Origin of the sequence: Porifericola rhodea, from assembly GCF_030506305.1 — a bacterium.
GTDB lineage: Bacteria > Bacteroidota > Bacteroidia > Cytophagales > Cyclobacteriaceae > Catalinimonas > Catalinimonas rhodea.
This window is the reverse complement of the sequence record NZ_CP119421.1, coordinates 1,169,872-1,192,731: the sequence shown is the minus strand read 5'-3', so window position 1 is coordinate 1,192,731 and position 22,860 is coordinate 1,169,872. Positions and strand designations below refer to the sequence as shown.

Below are 22,860 nucleotides of genomic sequence, written 5' to 3'. Positions count from 1 at the left end.
TTTGAACTTGAGATTTATAGCTGTAGTCATTTTTATTATGCTTGCTATAGGCTGCTATACCACCGTTTTCGCTCAAAGCTTAAGCGATAGCGTCAACATGTATCAGTTACAGATTAGTAAAGACTTGCCTTTAGATAAGGTGCTTCAAAAAAAAGAACCACAGTTTTATGTAGCTAATCGTAAGCTGGATAGTCTGAAAAACATCACTCAGAATATAAGTGTACTAACTAAAGAAACTCTTCAAAAAAGTGGTGTCAATAGCCTTGCAGAAGCATTACAGTTACTACCTGAGTTTATTGTAAAGCTTAAAACCAATGGTGTATATGAGGTGGAATATAGAGGTAGTAACAGTAATTTTAACAATCTAGGTAACGAAAATGCCCGTGAAAATTTACTTTTACTGCTAGATGCTGTTCCATTTAATGATGCCATGTCAGGGCAAATCTGGTGGGAGTCTGCACCAGTAGGCGTTGATGATATAGAACGTATAGAGGTGATTCACTCGCCAAATGCTAGCTGGTTTGGTTATGCAGGGGTATTAGCTGTGATCAACATAGTAACAAAAAACAATGCTCAGGTACCAGGTACACAAATCAAAGGCAATCTGCAGGCAGGTTCTTTTCATACATATCAATATCATGCAAGCCTTAACGTAGGCTTCAGCGATAAGCTCTCCTTCAGAATCGGAGGCAACTTCCAAACTCGTCCAAGATTTCAGGATACTTACTATATTCATTCGGAAAAACGCTATCTGGAAAGTGACTCTTTATTGTTTTATCTGCCAGAGGCCACCCAAACAAATACTTACACAGGCTCAGCCTTGGCGTCAACGGCCTTTTTGTTGAGTACCTCTTATAGCTGGGCAGATTTTGCGAGTATAGAAGTTGATATGGGTAGCCAGAATAGTAGAGCCCAGAGTATTTTTTTACCTGCCAGAGAAGTCCCCCTTTCAACCAGAAAATCTCAGAATAACTGGGTAAACCTTCATCTTAATTATAAGCTATGGAGGTCAAATCTGTATTATCAGTCAGGTGAAAAAGATTACGCTATAGGCTACACAGGATGGGACTACAATGCGCAAAAAGCAGGAGCGAGAGTAGAGCGTCACGTTGCTGTAAGCAAATTTGATTTTTTAGCTGGAGGTGAGTGGACAACGGATAGGTATATACCTAAAAGTAATGCATTTGTAGTATTACCTCTTTTAGAAGAAGGTATTGCTCAGGGAGATTGGACTAGAAATCAGGCTTCTGTTTACTTTCAACAGTCTACTCACTTTTTGAATAGGCAAGTTAAATTGAGTGCTGGACAAAAGGTTTACCAGCAGTTGCAGGGTGTAGACTTTCCTTTTGGTTATCATGGAGCTGTACTTTGGAACATTACACCTGCTACTACAATACGAGCAAACATTTCCAAGACTTATCAGAGCTTTCAATATCTTTTACAGGATACGACTGGGCATCAGGCACAAGAGCTACAAACCCAAGAGTTAAGTCTAGAGCAGCTGGTAGGATCCAAAGCTAAACTAAAAGCTACTTTTTTCAGACAAAAGCAGAAATTAGAAAAGCCTCCGCTTGAATATTTAGCTTTACCGGCGACAGGAGCTACTATAGCAGGAACGTTAGATATAGATCGTTGGTCTATGGATGGCTATGTATCATACCTTTTTGATAGTCAGGCAGAGGAAACAGTCTTGTATTATCCCCATTGGTCTGCTGTAATTAAGGTTAACTATTCTACTTTTTTTGACCGGGTAAACCTCAATGCAACAGCAAATTATCTAAGTGAGCATTACGAGCAGGTAAATACAAACCTCTATCAAATTAATGAACAGGTTCTTGTAAATAGCAAATGCTCGTACCAATTCAGGAACCAGTACTCTATCTATATCAACGTAAAAAATATACTCAACGAAAAGCAGTATGCCCTACCATTTACAGATCAGAACCATAGGTTATTTATGTTAGGAATAAACATACTGCTTTAATCAGTGATAAAAAGACAATTCCATATCGCCAAATCATCTTTAGTAGTATGTGTATTAATAAGCATATTTATACTTGTTACCACTAAAGAAAGTCAGGCACAGTTATCATCTGACACGTCTACTTTTCAACTCAATTTAGATAAATTCAGTGCCGATGACTCTATCTTGGCGGGAGAAAAATATTTAAACGAAGCGCGCAAAGCTTTTGGTAGTGGCGAAAAGCAATTGGCATTATCTTATGCTATTGCTGCTTTGCTAAAAGTGGAAGCTAGCAATCATACCCCTGTAAAAGCTTCTGTTTATAAGGTACTTGCAGGGATATACGAGGCTGATAAAATATATGAGCAAGCACTTTTTTATGAAAGACAGCTTGAAAAACTACTGCTTACTAACCCTTCCAATACGCATATTCTGGCACAGCTTAGGTTGCAGATGTGCGCTAAGTATTTAATACTAGGCAATCTGGATCAGGCTAAATTCTACGGTGAAAAAGCCCGGCATGCTTTCAAACAACATAATTCTACGGATCTGTTGCAGGAGGTAGACGAAGTTTTATTAAAAATAGCTCAGGAGAAAGAAGATTATGAGCAAGCTTTTAGTTACGCCAGACAATTAGAAGCTTCATATGCTGCACAACTAAAGTATGGGCACCAAATCGCTGCTTTGAACAACTTGGGGTTCCTTTTTTTACGAACTGGAGATAAAAGAAAAGCAGTTGAGCAATTTAAAAAAGCTACTGATCTAGGTGTAAATATTTCTGATAAGCCTACTGTATTGTTAATCAATCTTGGTCTGGCATATAGCAAGCTTGAGAACGATAAATTAGCCCTACATTACTATGAGCAAGCTTTAGAAGAAGCTCGACATGAAAATGATGAAGTAAAGGTTGCTGAAATACTAAATTATAAAGCATCTCATTTCTTTTTAAGTGGCAGGCAAAATGATGCCCTCGTACAGGCATTAACGGCAAGCCAGCTAGCGCTGGAGAAGAGAGCGTGGAAGACCTTGTTAGATAGTTATCACCTGCTTCAACTGATTTATCTTAAAGAGAAAAAGGATAGTAAAGCAAAGGAGTATAAAAGTAAATATGATGAGATAATTGCTTTGCTAGCTGCAGACACTGAAAAAAATCTTAAAGAGAGAGCAGATCAATATCAGCTAGCATTAGCTAATGAAGAACAAATTAAAGCCTACTGGAGCGAAAAAGAGCAAAATGCGCTAAGCCAGGAACGTAAAGAAACAAGGCTTAAGCTACAGGAACAGGAGCTTTCTATACTGAAAAAAGAGAAAGAGTTACAGAAGTTGGCTCTTTCCAAACAAATTCTGGAAAGTAATAATGCAAAGCAGGCACTTGCCTTAACTAGAGAAAAGCTACATGCAGAGCAGCAGAAAAGAAGGCTGGAAGAGTTGTCCAAAGAGAAAGAGCTTCAGGCGTTAAGGCTTAATCGCCAAAAACTGGAGCAGGAAAAGCAAAGGCAGACGATTGCGCTCTTAGAAACGGACCGAAAACTCAAGGAAGAACGCCTGACTCAGGAAGCTAAATTAAGAAAGTATGGCTACGCTATGCTTGCGCTTTGCATGCTAATTATCGTAGTGATTGCATTCAGCTTTTTTCAAAAAAACCGTGACAATAAAGTACTACAGCAACAGAAAGATGAAATCTTAAAGAAAAATGCTTTGCTACATCAAAATGAGCAAAAGCTTAAAACCCAGATGCACTATCTGGAGCAGGCTCGTAAAATGATGGCAGAGCAGAAGGAACAGCTGGAGTTTGTGCACAATCGTGTACAGGAAAGTATTGCGTATGCCAAGCAAATTCAGGAGTCTATATTGCCCGATCATGAATATCTAAAGCAGCTTTACCCAGATAGCTACCTCATCTTTATGCCTAAGGATGTGATATCAGGAGATTTTTACTGGCTATCCCATCATGGAAACTATCAGGTAATTATAGTTGCGGACTGTACAGGGCATGGTGTGCCGGGTGGACTTATCACCTTAGTTGGTCACAGTTTACTCACAGAAGCACTTCAGATACATAAGATGAGTGAACCAAGTGAGATTTTGTCATTTCTACACGAAAAGTTACGCCAACGTTTTCGCTACCATGAGTCCTCTCGTCTTCACGGCATGGATCTTGGAATTTGTATTGTGCGAAAAGTAGGTAATGAGCATAATATATCTTATGCCGGAGCAAAAAACACACTTTGGTATGTGAAAGAAGGCAAGCTTGAAAAACTTAAAGGCAATCGCTTTTCTCTTGGCTCTTCAAAAAGGCAGGCAAACTTTGACACCTACACATTAAAGCTATCAACTGGCGACAAAATATATATCAGCTCCGATGGCTTTATAGATCAGCCTAACCAGGACAGGAGGCGTTTTGGATCAGCAAAATTTGCAGAATGTTTACAGGAGTGGCACCATCTGCCAATGGAACAACAAAAGAAAATGCTCATGAATACTTATGCTGAACACACTGAATATACTGAGCAAAGAGACGATATCAGTTTAATTGGGGTATGTTTTAATTAATAAGAGATATGCAGGTTATTCATCCATTTGAAAAACTCTACATCAAGCAGACTCCAAACAGTCTGGTCTCTTATAAAGGGCCTATTACCCCAGAGGTAATAGTTAAAATAGTAGAGCAACTACGTGCTGGGCTGCCTAAACTGGGGCGTCTGAGTAAGAGAATTGCAGCTATAGCTATAGAGCTAGCGCAGAATATGCAAAACTATTCCTTGGAGCTGGTTCAATATGGAAATAGGCCAGAGCGAGTAGGTTGGTTTCAGGTAGAAGACAAATCGAAATATCTGGAAATCAACTGCGGGAATGCACTTAACAAAAAGGAAGTAGCCGAACTTGTTGCCCTTTGCAAAACTATAAGTGAGCTGGATAAAGAAGGCTTAAGAGGTTTTAAAAGGCAAAGAAGACGCATGAGACTGGTTCAACAAACAGATGGAGCAGGAATAGGCCTGATACAGGTTGCTATCCTTTCTGGTAGCTCTCCAAAAGTTGAAGTTGTAGACATTACTGATGATGTTGCCTGGATAATATTTAAAATAAACATTGAGAAGTAGTATGGAAGCCAAGACTTTAAAATCGCTTTCTATTAAAGGAGAGAAAAGTGTTTTTTATGTACCTGATGTGCATTTTGACGCAGAAACAGGTATTTGCAAAATTGAAGGAGAGTCCTATCTGGAAAACACCTGGGTTTTCTTTGATAATTTATTAGGGTGGCTTAAGCAGTTTGCAGAAACTAAAAAGCCAATCATATTTGAGTTTAGATTATCCTACTTCAATACAAGCTCTTCTAAAGGGATACTTCAGTTGTTAGAATTTCTTCAAACGTATGAACAGGATGGAGGAGAAATTAGTATTAACTGGTACTACCCCGCTCATGATGAGGATTTGAGAGAAGAAGCTGAAGATTTTATGATCGATACTAATTTACAGATCAACCTATACGCTATTTAAAGTGTGTTACTTCTTTAGGAAGTAACCGTAATTTTTTTGCAGTAGTATCACAACACCTATTTGTATGCAGGATCAGAAAAAAACTGTATTTGTAGTGGATGATGATGAAATCTTCACCGCTACTATAGCTGCCTTTTTAAAAAGAAAAGGATATAGCGTAAAGGAGTATTATACCGTAGAAGAATGCATGCTCAGTTTAGAAAAAGAGCAACCCTCTTTAATCATTACGGATTACAACTTTTCAGAGCAGGGTAAAAGCGCAAATGGTTTTCAGTTCTACACCTGGGCAACACAAAAATATGGAGATATTCCGTTCATAGTTTTTAGTGGACAGGATGATGGAGGCTTGGTACTTCGTATGGTAAGAGAAGGTGTTCGGCATTATATTGTTAAAGACAATAATATGTTTGACGAACTGGAAGAAAGCCTCATTGAGCTTTTTGGTGAACAACCTGATTAGAATAATGTAACTGGTTTTACGTCATTTACGGAGATAATATTTTTAGACTAATACGCAGTATGGCTATTATTTAGTTGTAGGTTTTTTTCTGACTATTTCTAATGCCATCAAATTAGTTTTTTGCCTTAGAGACATATATTGAGAATCTTCTGTGTATCCTTTCAAGCTCAGTAACTTCCTCAGTTTTTATCCTATAGTCTGACGCAGACGTATTGGTTTTGAAGAAAAGTATGCTGGTCATAGTAATTCTAATAGCATCTGATTAAAATTGCGTTGCCAAAAAATTAAAATACCTTTCTTATGCAGCAGTATCATGAGTTGATGAAGCACATCCTTGAAAACGGAGTTCAAAAAGGAGATCGTACGGGTACAGGTACAGTAAGTATTTTTGGGTATCAGATGCGATTTAATTTACAGGAAGGTTTTCCGCTCGTGACTACCAAGAAGCTGCATTTAAGGTCTATCATTCACGAGCTGTTATGGTTTCTACAGGGAGATACCAACATTCGCTACCTTAAAGAAAACAAAGTTAGAATTTGGGATGAATGGGCTGATGAAAATGGAGAGTTAGGCCCGGTTTACGGTTATCAGTGGCGAAGCTGGCCCACCCCAGAAGGTGAGCATATTGATCAAATCAGTCAGGTCGTAGAGCAGATTAAAAATAAGCCTGATTCCAGAAGAATTATCGTTTCCGCCTGGAATGTAGCCAATATTGAAGGGATGGCACTGCCTCCTTGCCATACGCTATTTCAGTTTTATGTAGCAGAAGGAAAATTGTCATGCCAACTTTATCAACGAAGCGCTGATGTTTTCTTAGGAGTGCCATTTAATATTGCATCTTATGCGCTTTTAACCATGATGATGGCTCAGGTATGTGATTTAGCTCCTGGCGACTTTGTGCATACTTTCGGAGATGCGCATTTATACAACAATCATCTCGATCAGGCAAAGCTTCAGTTAGCCAGGGAACTTCGGCCATTGCCACAAATGAAAATCAATCCAGCCGTAAAAGACATATTTTCCTTTAAATATGAAGATTTTACCTTGGAGAATTACAATCCGCATCCACATATTAAAGCAGAAGTATCGGTTTAGATTATACTAAAATAATTTAATATTGTACTATTTCTATTATATCTAGGGCTAAGGCATATTTTAGCTGCCTATGTTTGTTAAGCTAGCCTTTTCTTACACTTCTGATGAATAGTAATTATTGGTGAATCATTCCCCTTGAGTGGGCTTCATGTTTGATACAGTTGAACTAAGAATTTAAAAATTCTTAACCACAAAGTTTAACAGTATATCAGAAGGATCATGAAGAAAGTTTACATATTTCTTGCTCTACTTTTTGTTTCTCTCAATTTAATGGCTCTACCCGATTATGGGCTTTGGTGTGAGGGCAAAATTTTGATGGATGATGGCACCTTTTTAGAAGGTAAGGTAAGCTATGATCTGAGGTTTGAAGTCGTAAGACTTAAAAATAACGGTATGACCCAGGCATTTACCGCACAAAGCCTTTCATATTTTGAGTTGTATGATCAGGTAAAGCAAATCCACAGGAAATATGTGTCTGTAGACTCTCCTGTATATCCGGGTTATAAAAGAAAAGCTTTCTTTGAAGTAATCTCTCATGGCAAGTTGGCTATGCTTCGTAAAAGCAAATACGTTAGACGCCCAAGAGTTACAGAAGATATGCGTGCTCCCCATGTTTATTTAAATACCGTTTGTAAGCACTCTTATTATTTACATGAGGAGGAAAAAGGTCTTACGGCTATAGATAATTTTAAAGAGGAGGTATTGCCACTAATGGATGATTATGAGCATGAAGTTAATGGCTACATCAGTCGCTATAGGTTGAAGATGAAGAAGATACAGGAACAGCTTCGTGTAGTAAACTTATACAATATGCTCTACGAAAACGAAAGCAAACTGGCGTCTAACAAAACTGGTAAGGGTAAAGAAATCAGCTACAATTTTCATTAAGCTTAATAGTGCTCAGGGCTACGCCATAAGGTATAGTCCTGAGGAAATAACTCTTGCGTATCTACTGGAGCTTCAAATATACCATAAACCGTAGCGCCACTACCACTCATGCTGGCATAGCTAGCTCCAGCCTCATAAAGCTTATCTTTGATCTCTGCTATAGCTGGATATTTAGAAAAAATGCTGAGCTCAAAAGCATTGTTCACAAGTTCTTTCCATGCTTCAAGGGGTTTGTTTTCCAGCGTATCTTTAAGGGGGTGAGCATCAGGTTTGGGTTGTATACCTGCATAAGCTTCTGCTGTGGCTACATGTATAGGAGGGGTTACAAGCAGGATAAACTTATCTTTCAGCGAAAGTGATATCTCTTCAAACTCATTGCCTGTTCCGTATGCCATTACCGTTCTGTTCTGAATAAAAAAAGGACAGTCACTTCCTAATTTGGCGGCATACTCTTCAAGCAGATAGTCATCCAAAAAAAGGCCAAACATTTGATCCAGACACTTGAGCGTAAAGGAGGCATCTGAGGATCCTCCTCCCAGCCCGGCTCCAATTGGAATTACCTTGTGCAAATGAATTTTAACCTGCGGCAGATTGAAGTCCTTTTGTAGAAGCTTGTAGGCTTTAATGCAAAGGTTATTTTTCTCTTCTCCGGGTATAGAAAGACCACTACTGCTAAAACCAAACTTTTTGCTCTCTACAATCTCCAGAATATCAGTAAAGCCCACAGGCATAAAACAGGAAGCAATATCGTGGTAACCATCAGGCCTTTTACGAAGTATGTTTAGCCCTATGTTAATTTTAGCGTTAGGAAAAACAACCACAGCAGTGAATATTAATGAGGTAAAAAAGTAAAAGTGAGCATGGCAGCAAAGCAAATTGTAGCTCGTCTGCCCTACCCACTTTATATAAAAACAATAATTACTTAGTCAGGTCAGCAATAAGCTCTTCTGTAATACCAGAAGAAGAGAAACCGCCATCGTGCATTAAGTTTTGCATAGTAACCATACGGGTAAGATCAGAGAACATGGCTACTACGTAGTTTGCACAGTCTTCGCCAGTGGCATTTCCCAGAGGAGACATTTTATTAGCATAATCGTAGAATACGTCGAAGCCAGAAATGCCTGTACCTGCTGTAGTTTTGGTAGGCGACTGAGAGATAGTATTCACTCTTACTTTTTTAGACTTGGCAAAGCGGTATCCGTAGCTGCGAGCAATGGACTCTAACATTGCTTTTGCCTGTGCCATATCGCTATAGTCAGGGAAGGTACGCTGTGCGGCAATGTATGAAAGGGCCAGAATTGAACCCCATTCGTTCATTACATCCAGTTTTTCAGCCGTTTGCAATACTTTGTGAAAAGATAGGGCGGATATATCTAATGTTTTCTGGAACCAATCGTAGTTTAGGTTACCGTAATCGCGACCTTTACGTACATTAGGGCTCATACCAATAGCATGCAACACAAAGTCTAATTTGCCTCCCAATGTGTCCATAGATTCCTGATATAACTTTTCCAGATCTTCTACCGAAGTAGCATCCGCTGGTATTACTTTAGCCTCGCATTGTTCAGCTAACTCATTAATTTTACCCATCCGTAGTGCGATAGGGGCATTGGTAAGTGTAAAAGTTGCGCCTTCTTCACGAGCTTTCAGAGCAACTTTCCATGCGATTGAGTTTTCATCCAGGGCACCGAAGATGATGCCTTTCTTTCCAGCTAATAAGTTAGAAGCCATATTGGTTAATTGTAGTGAAAATTAATTTAGTGCTTGTGTTTACCGGCAAAGGTAAGAACAATTTATGAATTTGCTTCTGCAGAAGACAAGCCTAAACACAAGCCTCTTTTTAAGCTATTCCAGCTACAGTGGAGGCTTGTTTGCTGCTATCTGGTAAACTTCCAGGCTATCATTGTTTTTTACAAAAAACAGATGTTCCTGTTGTTTGATGTGCATGCTGAAGATCGCTCTTACATCACCTCTTACAGACAAACCACTCTTTGCATAGCTAATAGGCAAAAAAGTGCCTTTTTGGTTGTCTAAAGCTACGCCAAAGTTAGCATCATACCTACCTGTACTTACTCTGCTTAAAGACTGATTTCCGGCCAGCACCGGATCTGCTTGATTGTCTTGATTGATATCTAAGGCATGGATGGCATAGGTAGGTGAAAGCTGTGCAGCATCTGGTAGGGCCTTTATTTGTAAAGTGCCGCTTTCATTTTCCAGATAAACAGATTCAAGTAAATAAGCATAAAGCGTATCAGCGCCTTGCAACTGCTCTTTGGTGAAAAAGTCTTTGGGCAAAGTCTTTGAAAAAGACTTATAGTCAGAAAACTGTTTTTTTAGAGAGATAATCTGCCCTAAGAGCTCATCTTTACTGTAGGCAAAGACCTCTTCTCCTTCAAGATAATGTGTAAAGATAGGGTCAATAGAGCCATTGTTATCAAAGTCTTTATATATCATACGGGCTGGCTCACCATTGTTAACATGATAAAGATGATTACTCCCAAAGTTGCCGGCAATAAAGTCGGTATCTCCATCCTGGTCAAAGTCTGAGGCATAGAGTGTATTCCACCAGCCATGTGATTGCGAGAGAGTAGGCATTTCTTGTGCTTGAAGCTGGCTGCCATTATTGTTGCGATAAATCTGTATAGGCATCCACTCTCCAAGAAATATAAGGTCCACAAATCCATCCTGATCAATATCTTCAAATTGCGCATCGCTAACCATACCTACTTGCGATAGCTCAGGAGCAAAGCTCTGGGTAATATCGATAAACTGCCCTTCTCCGTTATTCTGAAGTAGATAGCTTTGGGGAGTACTTGGGTATCTGCCCGGTACCAGTCGCCCTCCCACAAACAAATCAGGATCACCATCATTATCTAAGTCTGCAACGCTTACAGTAGCTCCACTGCTTAACATTTCAGGCAGCTGATTTTGAGCAAGGCGGAATTTTCCATTACCATCGTTCAGGTAAAGCCTGTCTTGCAGAGCAGGATCATCAGTTTGAAAATCACTGCCACCACTTACCACATACAGGTCCAGGTCGTTATCCAGGTCAGCATCAAAAAACAGGGCATCAGTATCTTCAGACAAGGCATGTACCTCAAAGGGAGTATTCGTATCTCTGCTAAAATATCCCTGTGCGGATTGCAAATATAATTGGGCGCTCTGACCTTTGGCCCCTCCTAAAAACAGATCTTCGTACCCATCACCGTTTATATCGCCTTTAGCCACTGCCGGACCGAGGTTAGAGATACCGTAAGGCAGTTGTTTATCTCTTTTAAAGTCCAGAAAAGTGTTTTCCTGGTGCTTAAAATCTATGCCTAATCTATTTGGAACAGGAGTAAAATAAGCTGTTTGCCTGTCCGCGGGTTTTGTCTTGGGCTGTGTTTTAGCCTCCTGATATGACAGGCAAATCGTCTGGTTGGCTTGTAAAGCTTGCAGTGTCTGTTCTTTTCCGTCAGGCCAGATTACTTTAAGGCTGTCTATATTAGGCTTATTGCCCAGGCCAAAAACTAGCTCATGATGAACAGAAGACTGAAACCCCCTGCTTGTCATCATCTCCTGATACTGTGATTCTCCTGCTGAGTATAAATAAACTTTAGCGCCTATACCTAAAGAATTTAGTGTTGAACCCGACAAACGAACTTTCAAAAAATGGTTTTTAGTTAAGCTTTCGCTATTGTTCTGGTACACGTACACCTCTTCATTTACATTATTGACGATGAGGTCTAAATCTCCATCATTGTCAAAGTCTGCATAGGCTGCTCCGTTTGACTGTGTGTTTTCTGCCAGCCCCCAGTCTGAGGCCATATTTTTAAAGCGGATTCCTTTCTGGTTTTGGTATAGGTAGTTGGGTACATCTATGGATGGCATATTTTTTACCAAACCCATTATTTCAACTTCTGCTTTAGCCCGCTGGTTCTTGACCTGCTCACTTACAACATAGTTCATAAAATCCATATCCAGATAATTACGTGCATAGCCGTTACTAACAAAAATGTCTTTCCATCCATCCAGGTCATAGTCTGCGATGAGAGCCGCCCAGCTCCAGTCACTGCTGGAGACACCCGCCATTTGTCCTACTTCGCTAAAAGTATTGTTGCCATTGTTAAGTTGAAGCATGTTTCGCATAGTCTGATAGTGAAAGCCGCTATTAATCAGCCGCTGATACTTATCGTAGTTTTCCGGCCCCAACGACATTTTAATACGCTCATTGCTTTCGGGCAACATATCCAAACTTATCAGGTCGGGCAGAGCATCGTTGTTAATGTCAGCAGCATCGGAACCCATAGAGAAAAGGGAAACATGGTTCATGTACTGGCGAAGTGACTCGGCAAAAGTGCCATCCTGCTGATTAATGTAGAGGTAGTCTTCTTCATTATAGTCGTTGGAGATGTAGATATCGTACCAGCCGTCTGTATTTACATCCGTAATACTGATGCCCAGACCAAAGCCCAGCACATTCTGGATAATGCCGGCCTCCTTGCTTACGTCAGTAAAAAGAGGGTGTTCAGCTCCTTCCTCCATATCGTTGCGATAAAGTTTATCGCCAAGCGTACTGTTAGTTCGCAACTTTTGTTGGGCTGACAAATGGCTGAAACCCGCGTACTCCTGCACAGAATGATTAAGTACGTAGGCATCCAGGTCTCCATCTCGGTCATAATCAAAAAAAGCGGTTTGGGTGGTATAGCCCTGGTCTGCGAGTCCATAAGCTTCTGCCATCTCTTTAAAAGCAGGCTGCTTATCGCTATTTACCCCCTGATTAATAAACAGTAAGTTTTTTCTTTTAGCAGGAGCCTGTGCTGCTGAACGGCTAACGTATATGTCTAGCCAGCCATCACCGTTTACATCGGCCATACTTACACCTGTATTCCACAGACCTGCTGCGGCTACACCGGCTTCTTCGGTAACATCTTTAAATTGCCAGTTGCCTAGGTTGATATAAAGCTTACTGGCTACCAGGTTACCGCTGAGGTAGATATCTGGTAAGTTGTCGTTGTTAATATCGCCTACAGCTACGCCACCACCATTATAGAAGTAGCCGTATTTCATCACATTAAAATCTTCGGTTTCTCGCAGCACATTCGTAAACTCTATGCCGGTTTGGTGTGAGGGCATTCTGCTAAAAAGCTGATCGCTTGTATTCTGCTTACAGGAAGGCAAAATGCAAGAAAGTGCTACTAATAGAGCGAATAGTGAGGTGTGTAGTAAATTTTTTGCCATAGCTCAATATAAAAAAAGTGCCAGTGTAGACCGGCACTTTTATTAAGAAAGTATAGTATTAATTAGGGCTTAGCATCCCACCACAGTTTAGTAGCTCCGTTATCAGGACCACCCAGCTTGCTGGAAATTGCTTCATTAACAGCGTTGGCATTAGTGGTAAACTCACCGTCTACAAAAGGTACTCTTCTCGGCACAGTGTTTACTGGAATAGCCGGATTGTCAGTATTCAGGCGATCGTAGAATGTAGGGTATCCGGTTCTTCTTTTTTCTGCCCAGGCCTCTTGAGAATTAGGGTAGATAGAAATCCACTTTTGAGTGATAATTTGTTCAAGCTGTTGCTCCTTACTACCAGCAGCATTAAAAGCAACCGGCACCTCGGAGGCCGCTGGCACAGTACCATCAAAAGACGCAGGCGTGTTCGCACTCGCTACATAAGCATCGCCAGACAGATTGCTACCATCTAGACCATATTGCTCATGAGAGACTACAATACCTTGCTCGTACAAACTTTGGGCAGTACCTCCCATGTTCCAGCCTTCCAGGGCCCCTTCTGCTCTCAGGAAGTAAGACTCCGCAGCATTCATAACAACAAATGCAGGTCCGGCAGCACCAGCTTCGGTATAAGCTTCTGCCATATCCGAGGCCAGAGCGTTAAAGTTTATGCCCTGTTTGTCAACTTTAGACTGACCATTGCGCATACCCTCATAAGGGAATTCTACACCTGATGGGTCATCACTAGGGTCAGGGTCAGCAGCAGGAGCTGCGTAAAATGCCACTCTAGGGTCTTCGTATCCTTTAAGAATACTTTCCATATCGGCGCTCATACGAAACTCCCCCCATTGTGTAATAGTATTGTAAGGATTGGTAAAGTCGGGGGCGCTGGTAGCAATGCTCGCGATATCTTCGTTAGCTTCTAACAGAGGTGCGGCAGCAGACTTTTCAGCTTCAGTTTTACTAAGTGCCGGATCTACATACTTAACGCGCATTGCCAGGCGAAGGCGCAAGGTGTTGGCGAATCTTATCCACTGGTCTACATTACCTCCATAGAGTAGGTCATTAGAGCCCAAGAAAGAAGTAGTACCTGCATTGCTTTGCAATACTGGTATGGCTTCGTTAAGTGTGGTAAAAAAGTCCTGGTAAATTTCCTGCTGAGAGTCGTAAGGTACGGAGCGCTCGCCATTACCAAATTGCGAGTAAGGGATAGGTCCCCAGAAGTCTGTGATACGGTGATACGACCATACTCTCCAGACTTTCATCATGGCATTTTCCAGCTCATAGCCATTCTCTGCTGCAAAATCTTCTGCATACTTTATTTGTGGAGCGGCACTTCCGTAGAAATAATTGAACGCGCCATTTAGCCAGCCACCTACCAGTATGAATTTATCAGAGTCAAAATTAGGTGCAGTAGTGGCAAAGTAGCCTCCATAAATATCTGAAAACAAAGATTGCGTCAGCTGAAAAGGTCCCCGGGCAGAGTTTGGTAAAAAAGCCGGAGCGTACATAGCTGCTTTTACTACCGCGCCATACTCACTCTGAGAGAGGTTGTCTACGGTCAGGTTTTTAGGATCTGTATTTAGATCAGTAAAGTCGTCGGTACAACTGCTGACCAATAAGGTAAGGGCCAGAGCTGCCATAGATAATATATTACGATTCATTTTTATCATATTTTTCGCAATTAAAAACTAAGGTTTAATGATACACCAAAGCTTCTGGTAGTAGGAGGAGCAAAAGAGTTAAGACCTTCTGCGTTATTATCCACTGACTGTACAGCTTCCGGATCAAAGTATTCAGTCTTGTTGCTAAAGAAGAAAAGGTTTCTTCCTACAAGAGAGAGGCTGGCTTTTCTGAAAGGGAGTCTTTCTAGTGTACTTGTAGGCAAGTTGTAACTGAAAGAAAGCTCTCTTAAACGAATATTAGAAGCGTCTCTGATAAAGGCTTCACCTACAGGTGTATTTCTACCACCCAGGCGATTCCACAAGGCTTCTGAACTGATCTGGATGTTGTTAGGTGTTTCTGTAGGGCTGCCGGTTTCATCTACCAGCACGGCACTTTCTCCGCCAAATACATTTTCGCCAAAGACCAATGTTCCATCTCTACCTTCTTCGGTATAGTCTAACAGTCCGCTACCTGCCATAATAGCTTCGGTAAATACGGTTACTTCTCCACCCTGACGTATGTCTACCAATGCTCTCAAAGAAAAATCTTTGTATTTGAATGTATTGCTAAGACCCATTAACCAGTCAGGGTTAAAGTTGGCTACCGGCACAGTTTTACCTGAAGTAATTACGGGTAGGCCCTGTGAGTCTATTAGTACACGCCCCTGATCATCTCTGGCAAAGCCGCGAGAATACTGGTTTCCAAAAGGTTCTCCTTCCTGTATGCGATACTCATTCAAAAAGCCACTGCCCTGAATAAGTACATCTATATCATCAGAGATTTCTACTACCTCACTAACGTTCTTAGCAAAGTTAGCATTTAAGTCCCAGGAGAAGTTTGGACTACTAACTGGCGTAATACCTAATACAACCTCTACACCCTGATTTTGAATATCGGCTCCGTTAAGGAAGACACTCGTAACCCCGGATGCTACCGGCACATTGGTCGCAAACAGCTGGTCAAATGTATTGGACTTGTAATAGGTGAAGTCCAGACGAAGGTTGTCATCCAGGAATCGGGCATCAAATCCAGCTTCCCAGGTTCTGGTTCTTTCAGGCTTCAAATCTGCAAGAGGCAGAGTAGGGCTAAGTGAAATGGTACCTGCATTTACGATGGCCTGTCTAGATAAGCGATAAGGAGCGGTGTCGTTACCTACCTCTGCCCAAGACCCTCTAAGCTTTAAAAAGCTGATAGCCGAAGGCAAGCTTAGCAAGTCGCTGACAACGGCCGTTAGCCCGGCAGAAGGATAGCTGTAAGAGCGATTCTCTTCGGGCAGTGTTGAACTCCAGTCGTTTCTGAATGATCCGCTTAAGAAGACAGCATTTAAGAACCCAATTTCACCGAAGACATACACAGACTGTTGCTCTTTTTCAGCAAAGGTTTCGTTAGGTCTTGGCTGTAAAGTGTTGCCCAGAGCAAAGAGGTTTTCCACATTAAAGTTAGAGCCTGATCCTCCTACACTTTCAATTTTTGACTGTCTGAGGTTGGCACCGGCATTCAGTCCTAAAGAAATATTTTCAGTCAGGTCTTTCTGGAAGCTCGCCAGGATATCAGAGTTCCACTCCAGTCCGTAGCTAAAAGTTTTGGAATAAGAGCCAAAGTCAGCCGTAATGTAAGTGTCTGCATATCTTAGAAACTCCTCAAAAGTATTATCGCGGTCTATACCCGATCTTGCGAGTATAGATAGATCATCGGTAATCTGGTATTTAAGGGATACCAGGCCTAACACTCTTTCGGTAATACGAGGACGCTTTACATTGTTGACGGTCCAGTAAGGGTTGCCTGCTTCGTTGGAGCGAGGTACAAAAAAGTGCTGCTTTAACTGCCCGCCTTCATTTACAAACTGATAGTGCTCCAGATCTTCAGTACGAATATTTCTGGGTAAGATATAAGCGTATCTGAGGGGGTTATCAAAGTTTTCACCACTAAAAAGAACATCAGAGAAATCACTACGGATGTAATTGACCTTAGCATCTACCGTTAGCTTGTCAAAAAGGGTAGTGGTATTTCTTATGTTGATATAATGGCTGTTCAGATTGTTCTGTGGTATAATACCCTTACCGTCTGTATTGGTATAGTTGAAGCGCGTATTGGAGTTTTCGTTTTTAATGTTTACCCCTACACTTACAGCCATAGTGTGTCCATTCTGGAAAAAGTCTTTGACGTTATCCTGCTGCGGTACCAGTGCATAGGTGCCTCCTAATGCACTCAGGTAGTCAGGGTCATTAGACCAGTGGTCTACAATCTGACCGCTCATTTGGGGTCCCCATGAGGTAAATGCTGTTGGAGAGTAAACTCCGGCAGACCCTTGTGCGTAGCGGTTCTGGTACTTAGTAAGTAGAATAGGGGAGTTTATCTGGTAGTTGAAGCCAAGATCAGCAGAAACACCCATAGGGGCATTTTCACCAGACTTTGTCGTAACAATGATCGCCCCATTGTTGGCGCGGCTACCATAAAGGGCCGCGGCGTTTCCTCCTTTTAGTACTGAGATACTGGCTATATCGTTAGGTGAAATATTAGAAATATCCCCACCTACTGGTATACCATCAATTACATACAGAGGCTGGCTACCATTGCTTTGCAGAGAGCGGTTACCTCTAAGCACTACTTTAGCAGGAGCACCCACCCCCGCACCGGTGGTAGTAATGGCAATACCCGCCACTTTACCACTCAGGGCTTCGGCTACGTTTAGTGGGCGAGCCTCTTCTATGCCCTGGCTGGCCACCTCCTGTGTACTATAGGTAAGGGTACGTTTTTCTTTAGTTATACCCAGAGCTGTTACTACTACTTCACCCAACTGCTGAAGGTCCGAGCTAAGACTTACGTTAACCGTAGAGCGTCCATCAACTGCCACGCTTGTAGACTCAAAACCTACTGATGAAAAGACAAGGACAGGGTTGTCACCAGTAACGGAGATGCTATAGTTTCCTTCTACATCAGTTACGGTACCTACGGTAGTACCCTGCACCAGTACGTTTACTCCGGGGAGGTCGGTATTATCATCCTCCGAAGTTACTTTACCACTTACTGTGCGCGATTGTGCCTTAATATCGTAAGCGGACAGTAAGAGTAAAAAACAAATAAAAATTAGTAAGCGGTTTCTCATAGTAAAATTTAGTTAATCATATAAAAGAGTAATTGTCATTAAAAGGTAATAAGGGCTGTTTTCATATTATTATGTTTGGTGAAACATGTGTGTATTTGGTTATAATTATGTGTAGCGCATTAAATGCGGAATAATATATTAAATATTTTACACGTTTACGTTAACGTATTAATTAAAATTAATTTTTGTTGCCTTTTTGCGCTACCATGTATAAAAGAGTTGCTGTCCTTAAGACATTCATTCAGTTTGTGAGCCTAACTGTAAAAAAATCAGTTTCTGTAATTACTATTCCTGGCTATGCCGGCAAACTTGTCTGGTGGCTTCTTTGCCCAACGACTTAATCGTTTTACTTGATGGATTCTGTACATAACCGTAGTAATTAAATGTATGAAAAAAAAGGGTATGCTACTAACACTAGTAGGGGGAAATTACTAGTCTTACTAGTTTCATGTTTGTAGATGAACAGGTAAGCGTATTTTCCAAATCATACCGCTAGTCTCAATTACATAGACATCATTTTCAATCATAAGGGCGTCCGTAGGGCCTCTAAAACCTTCTACAATTCTGTAGCAGTTAACAGTATAGTTATCAGTCTCCGGGTCATATTGAAGCTTTAGGTGCATAAGGTCTCCTCCTAAGGTAGAAATGGGTCTCATTAGCGAAGAATACTCTCCAAAGGTGTAGCTAAGAACGAAACCTTCTCCGGTATAAGGGGGAGCCAGAAGGCTATCCTGATCAAAAAAAAGCCCCAGTGGCGAACGGTGCGCGGTAAATGTGCCTACTGCTTCACCAGTATCATCTCCGTCTTTTACTTCTCCTGTTTCGCGTTCTCTATAGAAATTGGCATCTGGACCGTAGTTTAGCACCGGGGGGGTAATATTTAATGTAGCTGGCTTTTTAGGAAAGTCAGGGTCATTTCTGAAGTAACGATGCGTATAGGCATGGGTGCGGGTGTTGATAAAAGGATCTTTTTCAGGATCAGCCTCCCAGTCAGCATATTGCTGGGGGTTGTCCATATTGCCCATGCGCCATGGAAAGCCATAATGGTGCCCCTCTCTAACCCAGAACATATCTTCTGGGTGGTCATAGTCAGACGAATTAGATACCGCAAATAAGTGGCCTTTAGGTGAAAAGTCCAGATCGTAAGCGTTTCGTATGCCTGCCGCAAAAAGGTAGCCTTCTTCAGCCAGAAAGGTAGAGTCATCTCTTAGTAAAACATTTTTGCCGTTTACCGGAAGCCTGAGAATACAGGCCGTCAGGTTAGACTCTCTTAAACCAGGAAACAGCCCATCATTGTCCTGTACCTCTCCATGGTCGGTACGGGCACCACTGTTAATGTATATGAACTGCTGATCAGGGCTTAGGGCTATGCCATTAAACTCATGGCTGTAAAGCGTTTTGGGTTTGCCGTAAGCTTCAGTTATCGCCAGTGTATCCCACTTATACTTCCCCTCCTGCGCTAGCTGGCCTCTCATCACTATTCCTTTGGTAGCTTTGTTGTCCTGATAGAATTTATTGCCTACCAGATAAAGGCTGCTATCTAAAAAGTACATACCCTGAAGAGACTCTATACCGTGATCTTTTACATCGTACAGCTTTTCGTCATAGAGAGAGTCAGCCTGCCGGTAGATACGGTAAATATCGCCTCTCATATTATTGTAAAAGAAGTCGCCACTAATAGGGTCAAGGCAGAGGCGTATGCCTCCGCGACCAATTTGCATAAAGGGTTCTACAGTAATCCCTTCTGCCAATGCAGTGGGCAGCCTTTCGGGAGTTTCCGGCTCCCCTGCTTCTATAGTAGCCTGCCGGCAACCCAGAGTGCCAAGCAGGAGTAGGCTCATGAGTATAGTAAGGTGCTTATTCATAGAGCTGTATGTTTTGGTTGGTAAACAAGCTCCTACTGCTTCACGAGCCAGTACGGACGCGATATGCCGTTAAGGTCGTAGACCACTTCACCTGCTCTAATGGTAAGCTCACAAACGAGTTTCTGGCTGCCATCCATCTTATAACCGCCAGCATCTATAAAGCCAAAGGCTCCTTCTTGCAGACTTAGTATGGCAATGTCAGCTTCAGTACCTACCGAAAGGTGTCCCAAATCTTCTCTTTTAATCACCTGTGCAGAATTCCAGCTAGATGCCGCAATTACTTCAGCCAATGGCATTTTCATGTTTAAAAACTTAGACATAACATTGAGCTGATCTTTCATACCTGCGTTCATACTGCCGGTGTGTAGGTCTGTACTAATGGTATTTGGTCTAAAGCCTTCTTCCAAGGCAGGTACGGCCTGCCGAAACAAAAAGCTTCCGCCACCGTGCCCTACGTCAAAGATGACCCCTCTTTTTTGGGCTTCATAAACATAAGGGCGAACATTTCCCCTTTCATCTACTACGGGTATTCGGCCAGTAACGTGAGCAAAAGTGTGGGTAAATATATCTCCGGGGCGTAGCTTTTCCATCAGTAAGTCTTCAAGAGAAAGCGGGGGAATATGGCCGCCGAAGTCTATCATAACAGGTACGTTGGCAATCTCTCCGGCAATAACTGCCTGCTCTACCGGCTTCCACTCTGGTCCTGAATAGTGGGCTACCTTAACTCCTACAATTTCAGGGTGCTGCTGTGCCATTTGCCCGGTTAATTTACCATCCATATCATCCAGGTTTTGCTCGTACAGTCCTCCACGCATACCTGACCCCACAATATTCAGAAATGAAAGCACTCTGGTTTTGGAGCGATCAATAGTCTGCTCTTTAAAAGTGGAGAAATTCTTCCATCCAGCGCCTCCTACGTCTACAACTGTAGTGACACCCGTACGAAAGCTGAAGCCATCCGGTGGTAGCGCGGTAAAGCTGTTACTCAGATATGCATCGGGCTCGGTGCCGTGGAAGTTGTGCGAGTGGAGATCTATTAGGCCTGGAACTACATAGAGGCCGCTGGCATTTACCACCAGTTCGGCTTCGCTTTCATCAATATTATTGGCAACCAGGGCTATAGTATCCGCATTAATAGCAATGTCCATAATGCCATCAATGTTATTTTTAGGATCAATGACATGGCCTCCTTTAAGAAGTAAAGAGTAATTTTGAGCATAGCTATGTAAAGCTATAAAGCCTAGCAAAAGCCCTATAATTGTAGATTTGAATCGCATGTTTAGGTTATGTTAGTGTATAAAAATGACAGCCAAAAAAACTGTCTTATCAGGCACTGGCCTCAGAGAGCACTTCCTGCAGTCTGCGGGCAACTATCCTTTCTTGCCCTGGCTTTAGCATCCAGGTAGTAATGCTGATAGAGTCTTTACCTCCTCCTGCTACTTCTATAGAGGGATGCCCTTTGCGAAGTACCTCTTTTAACTCATCGCCAGTAGTTCGTACCTTTTTTGTATCCCAAGAGACCCCCAGAGTAGGTACATGATTAGCGATAGGAGGAACATGAATATTAGTGCTTACTCCCTTTATTGTATTGGCAGCGTCGGCGATGAGACCCACCTGCTGCTCCCAGAGCTTCCAGTCACCTTCACGGTCTCCATTAAGGTAAGCTTCCAGGGCTGCCAGCATTCCCAGCACTTCTTCTTTATTTACTTTCATGCCTCTGCCCACGGTGTCGCCACGAGGAGGCGCACTTAAACGAGCAGCATCTATCAACTCTTTTTTGCCTAGTAAAAGTCCTGCGCTTTGAGGTCCTCTGATGCCTTTGCCTCCTGAAAAGCAAACCAGGTCGTAGCCCATCTCGGTAAACTTCCAGAGATTTTCTACCGGAGGTACATCTGCCGCACAGTCATTCATGGCGGGTAGATTGTTCTTTTTCGCTATTTTAAGCCACTCCTGGGCATTTATCTGACCGTTGGGCTCAAAGGCGTTGATAAAAATCATGAGCGCAGTTTTATCGCTAATCGCATTTTTGAGTTCTTCTTCCGTTTCTATCTCCACCATTTTTACCCCACAGTTACGTAAGGCATGAGCATAGCCGATGTTGTGCGACTTTTGTATGATGACTTCACTTTTCATACCGCTGCCTTCCAGTTGAGGAATCATCGCAGCTTTTTCGGCATCCATACCACTAAGTATGCCGGCAGTGCCCAAAGTCATGGCAGAAAAGGCACCAGAAGTGACCGTAGCTGCCTCACAGCCTATCAGTTCAGCAATTCTTTCGCCCACTTTGTCCTGGAGTTCGTCTAACATCACGTAGTTTTGCGATGCGTATTGGTAAGCGTCTTTTACTTCTTCTCTGAGCAGTGAGCCGGTCATAGAGGTGTAGGTACCGGCAGCATTAATAAACGTACGTACGCCTAGTTCAGCAAAGTAGTCACGATAAGGAAGAGAGTTTGTGGCAGCCTGCGCCATAGTACTACTGCCTAGCAGTCCACCCACAAAGGGTAGGGCGGACAAACGCTTGAGGAGTTGTCTGCGATCTAACATAAGATTAGGAATTAATAAGTGTTACATAAGTAGAGTTTGACAGAAAGGTGCCTGAAACAAGGGGGTAGAGGAGCCCTGCTCAGGCTAGATGTTTAGACTGAGGCAATGCAGTCAATTTCCACCAGAGAGTTGCCGGGGACCCCTCCGTAGGTGGCTATGGTTGTCCTTACCGGAGGATTTTTGCCAAAACGGCCACGGTATACTTCATTCATCTCGTGGTAGTCATTAAGGTCGTGTAGGTACACGTTCACCTTTACAACTTTATCCATAGAAGAACCTGCCTTTTTCAACTCTTTCTCTAACTCATTAAGTACATGGTCAGTATGTGCCTTAATATCCCCTTCAAAATGCGCTCCTTTGCCAGCCACAAATACAAAGCCTCCCTGCTTTACAGAACCGGAAAATAATGGGACTTCCTGCCCCGGCTCTGGCGTTGCGTTATATACTTCCTTATTTGAGTCTGGGGTAGTAGCAGCTTTAGCACTTATTCCTATCCCCGCGACACCGGCTACTGAGGCCATCAGCTTCTTCAAAATTGATCTGCGTGGTGTTTTCATGAAATGTA

General features: G+C 42.2%; 16 protein-coding genes. 7 read left to right on the top strand and 9 right to left on the bottom strand.

Going from position 1 to position 22,860, the window contains the following annotated elements:
- The first annotated feature begins 7 nt into the window (after window positions 1–7).
- From PZB74_RS04885 to PZB74_RS04855, 7 genes are all read left to right on the top strand, one after another.
- Window positions 8–1,984, top strand: coding sequence for a TonB-dependent receptor (locus PZB74_RS04885; protein WP_302241224.1), 1,977 nt, complete (start codon window positions 8–10; stop codon window positions 1,982–1,984).
- A 3-nt stretch (window positions 1,985–1,987) separates the two neighbouring features.
- Entirely contained in the window at window positions 1,988–4,516 is a 2,529-nt protein-coding gene (locus tag PZB74_RS04880; protein WP_302241223.1) for a SpoIIE family protein phosphatase, read from the top strand.
- A gap of 8 nt (window positions 4,517–4,524) precedes the next feature.
- The gene (locus tag PZB74_RS04875; protein ID WP_302241222.1) at window positions 4,525–5,064 is read left to right on the top strand and encodes a SiaB family protein kinase; all 540 of its coding nucleotides are present in this window, start codon (window positions 4,525–4,527) and stop codon (window positions 5,062–5,064) included.
- Window position 5,065: 1 nt separating this feature from the next.
- The gene (locus PZB74_RS04870; protein WP_302241221.1) at window positions 5,066–5,461 is read left to right on the top strand and encodes a DUF1987 domain-containing protein; all 396 of its coding nucleotides are present in this window, start codon (window positions 5,066–5,068) and stop codon (window positions 5,459–5,461) included.
- Between the two features lie 64 nt (window positions 5,462–5,525).
- Window positions 5,526–5,921 carry a response regulator gene (locus PZB74_RS04865; RefSeq protein ID WP_302241220.1) on the top strand — a complete coding sequence of 132 codons (396 nt, stop codon included), beginning with the start codon at window positions 5,526–5,528 and terminating at the stop codon, window positions 5,919–5,921.
- Between the two features lie 300 nt (window positions 5,922–6,221).
- Window positions 6,222–7,016, top strand: coding sequence for a thymidylate synthase (locus PZB74_RS04860; RefSeq protein ID WP_302241219.1), 795 nt, complete (start codon window positions 6,222–6,224; stop codon window positions 7,014–7,016).
- A 219-nt stretch (window positions 7,017–7,235) separates the two neighbouring features.
- Entirely contained in the window at window positions 7,236–7,904 is a 669-nt protein-coding gene (locus PZB74_RS04855) for a hypothetical protein (RefSeq protein ID WP_302241218.1), read from the top strand.
- A gap of 2 nt (window positions 7,905–7,906) precedes the next feature.
- Here the strand turns inward: PZB74_RS04855 and ispE are convergent, their stop codons facing one another.
- From ispE to PZB74_RS04810, 9 genes are all read right to left on the bottom strand, one after another.
- Window positions 7,907–8,725, bottom strand: coding sequence for a 4-(cytidine 5'-diphospho)-2-C-methyl-D-erythritol kinase (gene ispE / locus PZB74_RS04850; protein WP_302241216.1), 819 nt, complete (start codon window positions 8,723–8,725; stop codon window positions 7,907–7,909).
- 97 nt (window positions 8,726–8,822) lie between these two features.
- Window positions 8,823–9,635 (bottom strand): enoyl-ACP reductase FabI, encoded by an 813-nt coding sequence (locus PZB74_RS04845; RefSeq protein WP_302241214.1) that lies wholly within the window; start codon window positions 9,633–9,635, stop codon window positions 8,823–8,825.
- Window positions 9,636–9,758: 123 nt separating this feature from the next.
- The gene (locus tag PZB74_RS04840) at window positions 9,759–13,124 is read right to left on the bottom strand and encodes a VCBS repeat-containing protein (RefSeq protein ID WP_302241213.1); all 3,366 of its coding nucleotides are present in this window, start codon (window positions 13,122–13,124) and stop codon (window positions 9,759–9,761) included.
- A 62-nt stretch (window positions 13,125–13,186) separates the two neighbouring features.
- Window positions 13,187–14,779, bottom strand: a complete 1,593-nt coding sequence (locus tag PZB74_RS04835) for a SusD/RagB family nutrient-binding outer membrane lipoprotein (RefSeq protein ID WP_302241212.1) — start codon at window positions 14,777–14,779, stop codon at window positions 13,187–13,189.
- A 20-nt stretch (window positions 14,780–14,799) separates the two neighbouring features.
- Entirely contained in the window at window positions 14,800–17,886 is a 3,087-nt protein-coding gene (locus tag PZB74_RS04830) for a SusC/RagA family TonB-linked outer membrane protein (protein WP_302241211.1), read from the bottom strand.
- A gap of 446 nt (window positions 17,887–18,332) precedes the next feature.
- Window positions 18,333–19,751 (bottom strand): PQQ-dependent sugar dehydrogenase family protein, encoded by a 1,419-nt coding sequence (locus PZB74_RS04825; RefSeq protein ID WP_302241210.1) that lies wholly within the window; start codon window positions 19,749–19,751, stop codon window positions 18,333–18,335.
- 32 nt (window positions 19,752–19,783) lie between these two features.
- Window positions 19,784–21,028, bottom strand: coding sequence for an amidohydrolase/deacetylase family metallohydrolase (locus PZB74_RS04820; RefSeq protein WP_302241209.1), 1,245 nt, complete (start codon window positions 21,026–21,028; stop codon window positions 19,784–19,786).
- A 49-nt stretch (window positions 21,029–21,077) separates the two neighbouring features.
- Complete coding sequence (locus PZB74_RS04815) at window positions 21,078–22,295, bottom strand: aminotransferase class V-fold PLP-dependent enzyme (protein ID WP_302241208.1); 1,218 nt, start codon at window positions 22,293–22,295, stop codon at window positions 21,078–21,080.
- A gap of 92 nt (window positions 22,296–22,387) precedes the next feature.
- On the bottom strand, window positions 22,388–22,852 hold the full coding sequence (locus tag PZB74_RS04810) for a RidA family protein (protein WP_302241207.1): 465 nt from the start codon (window positions 22,850–22,852) through the stop codon (window positions 22,388–22,390).
- Window positions 22,853–22,860: the final 8 nt, after the last annotated feature.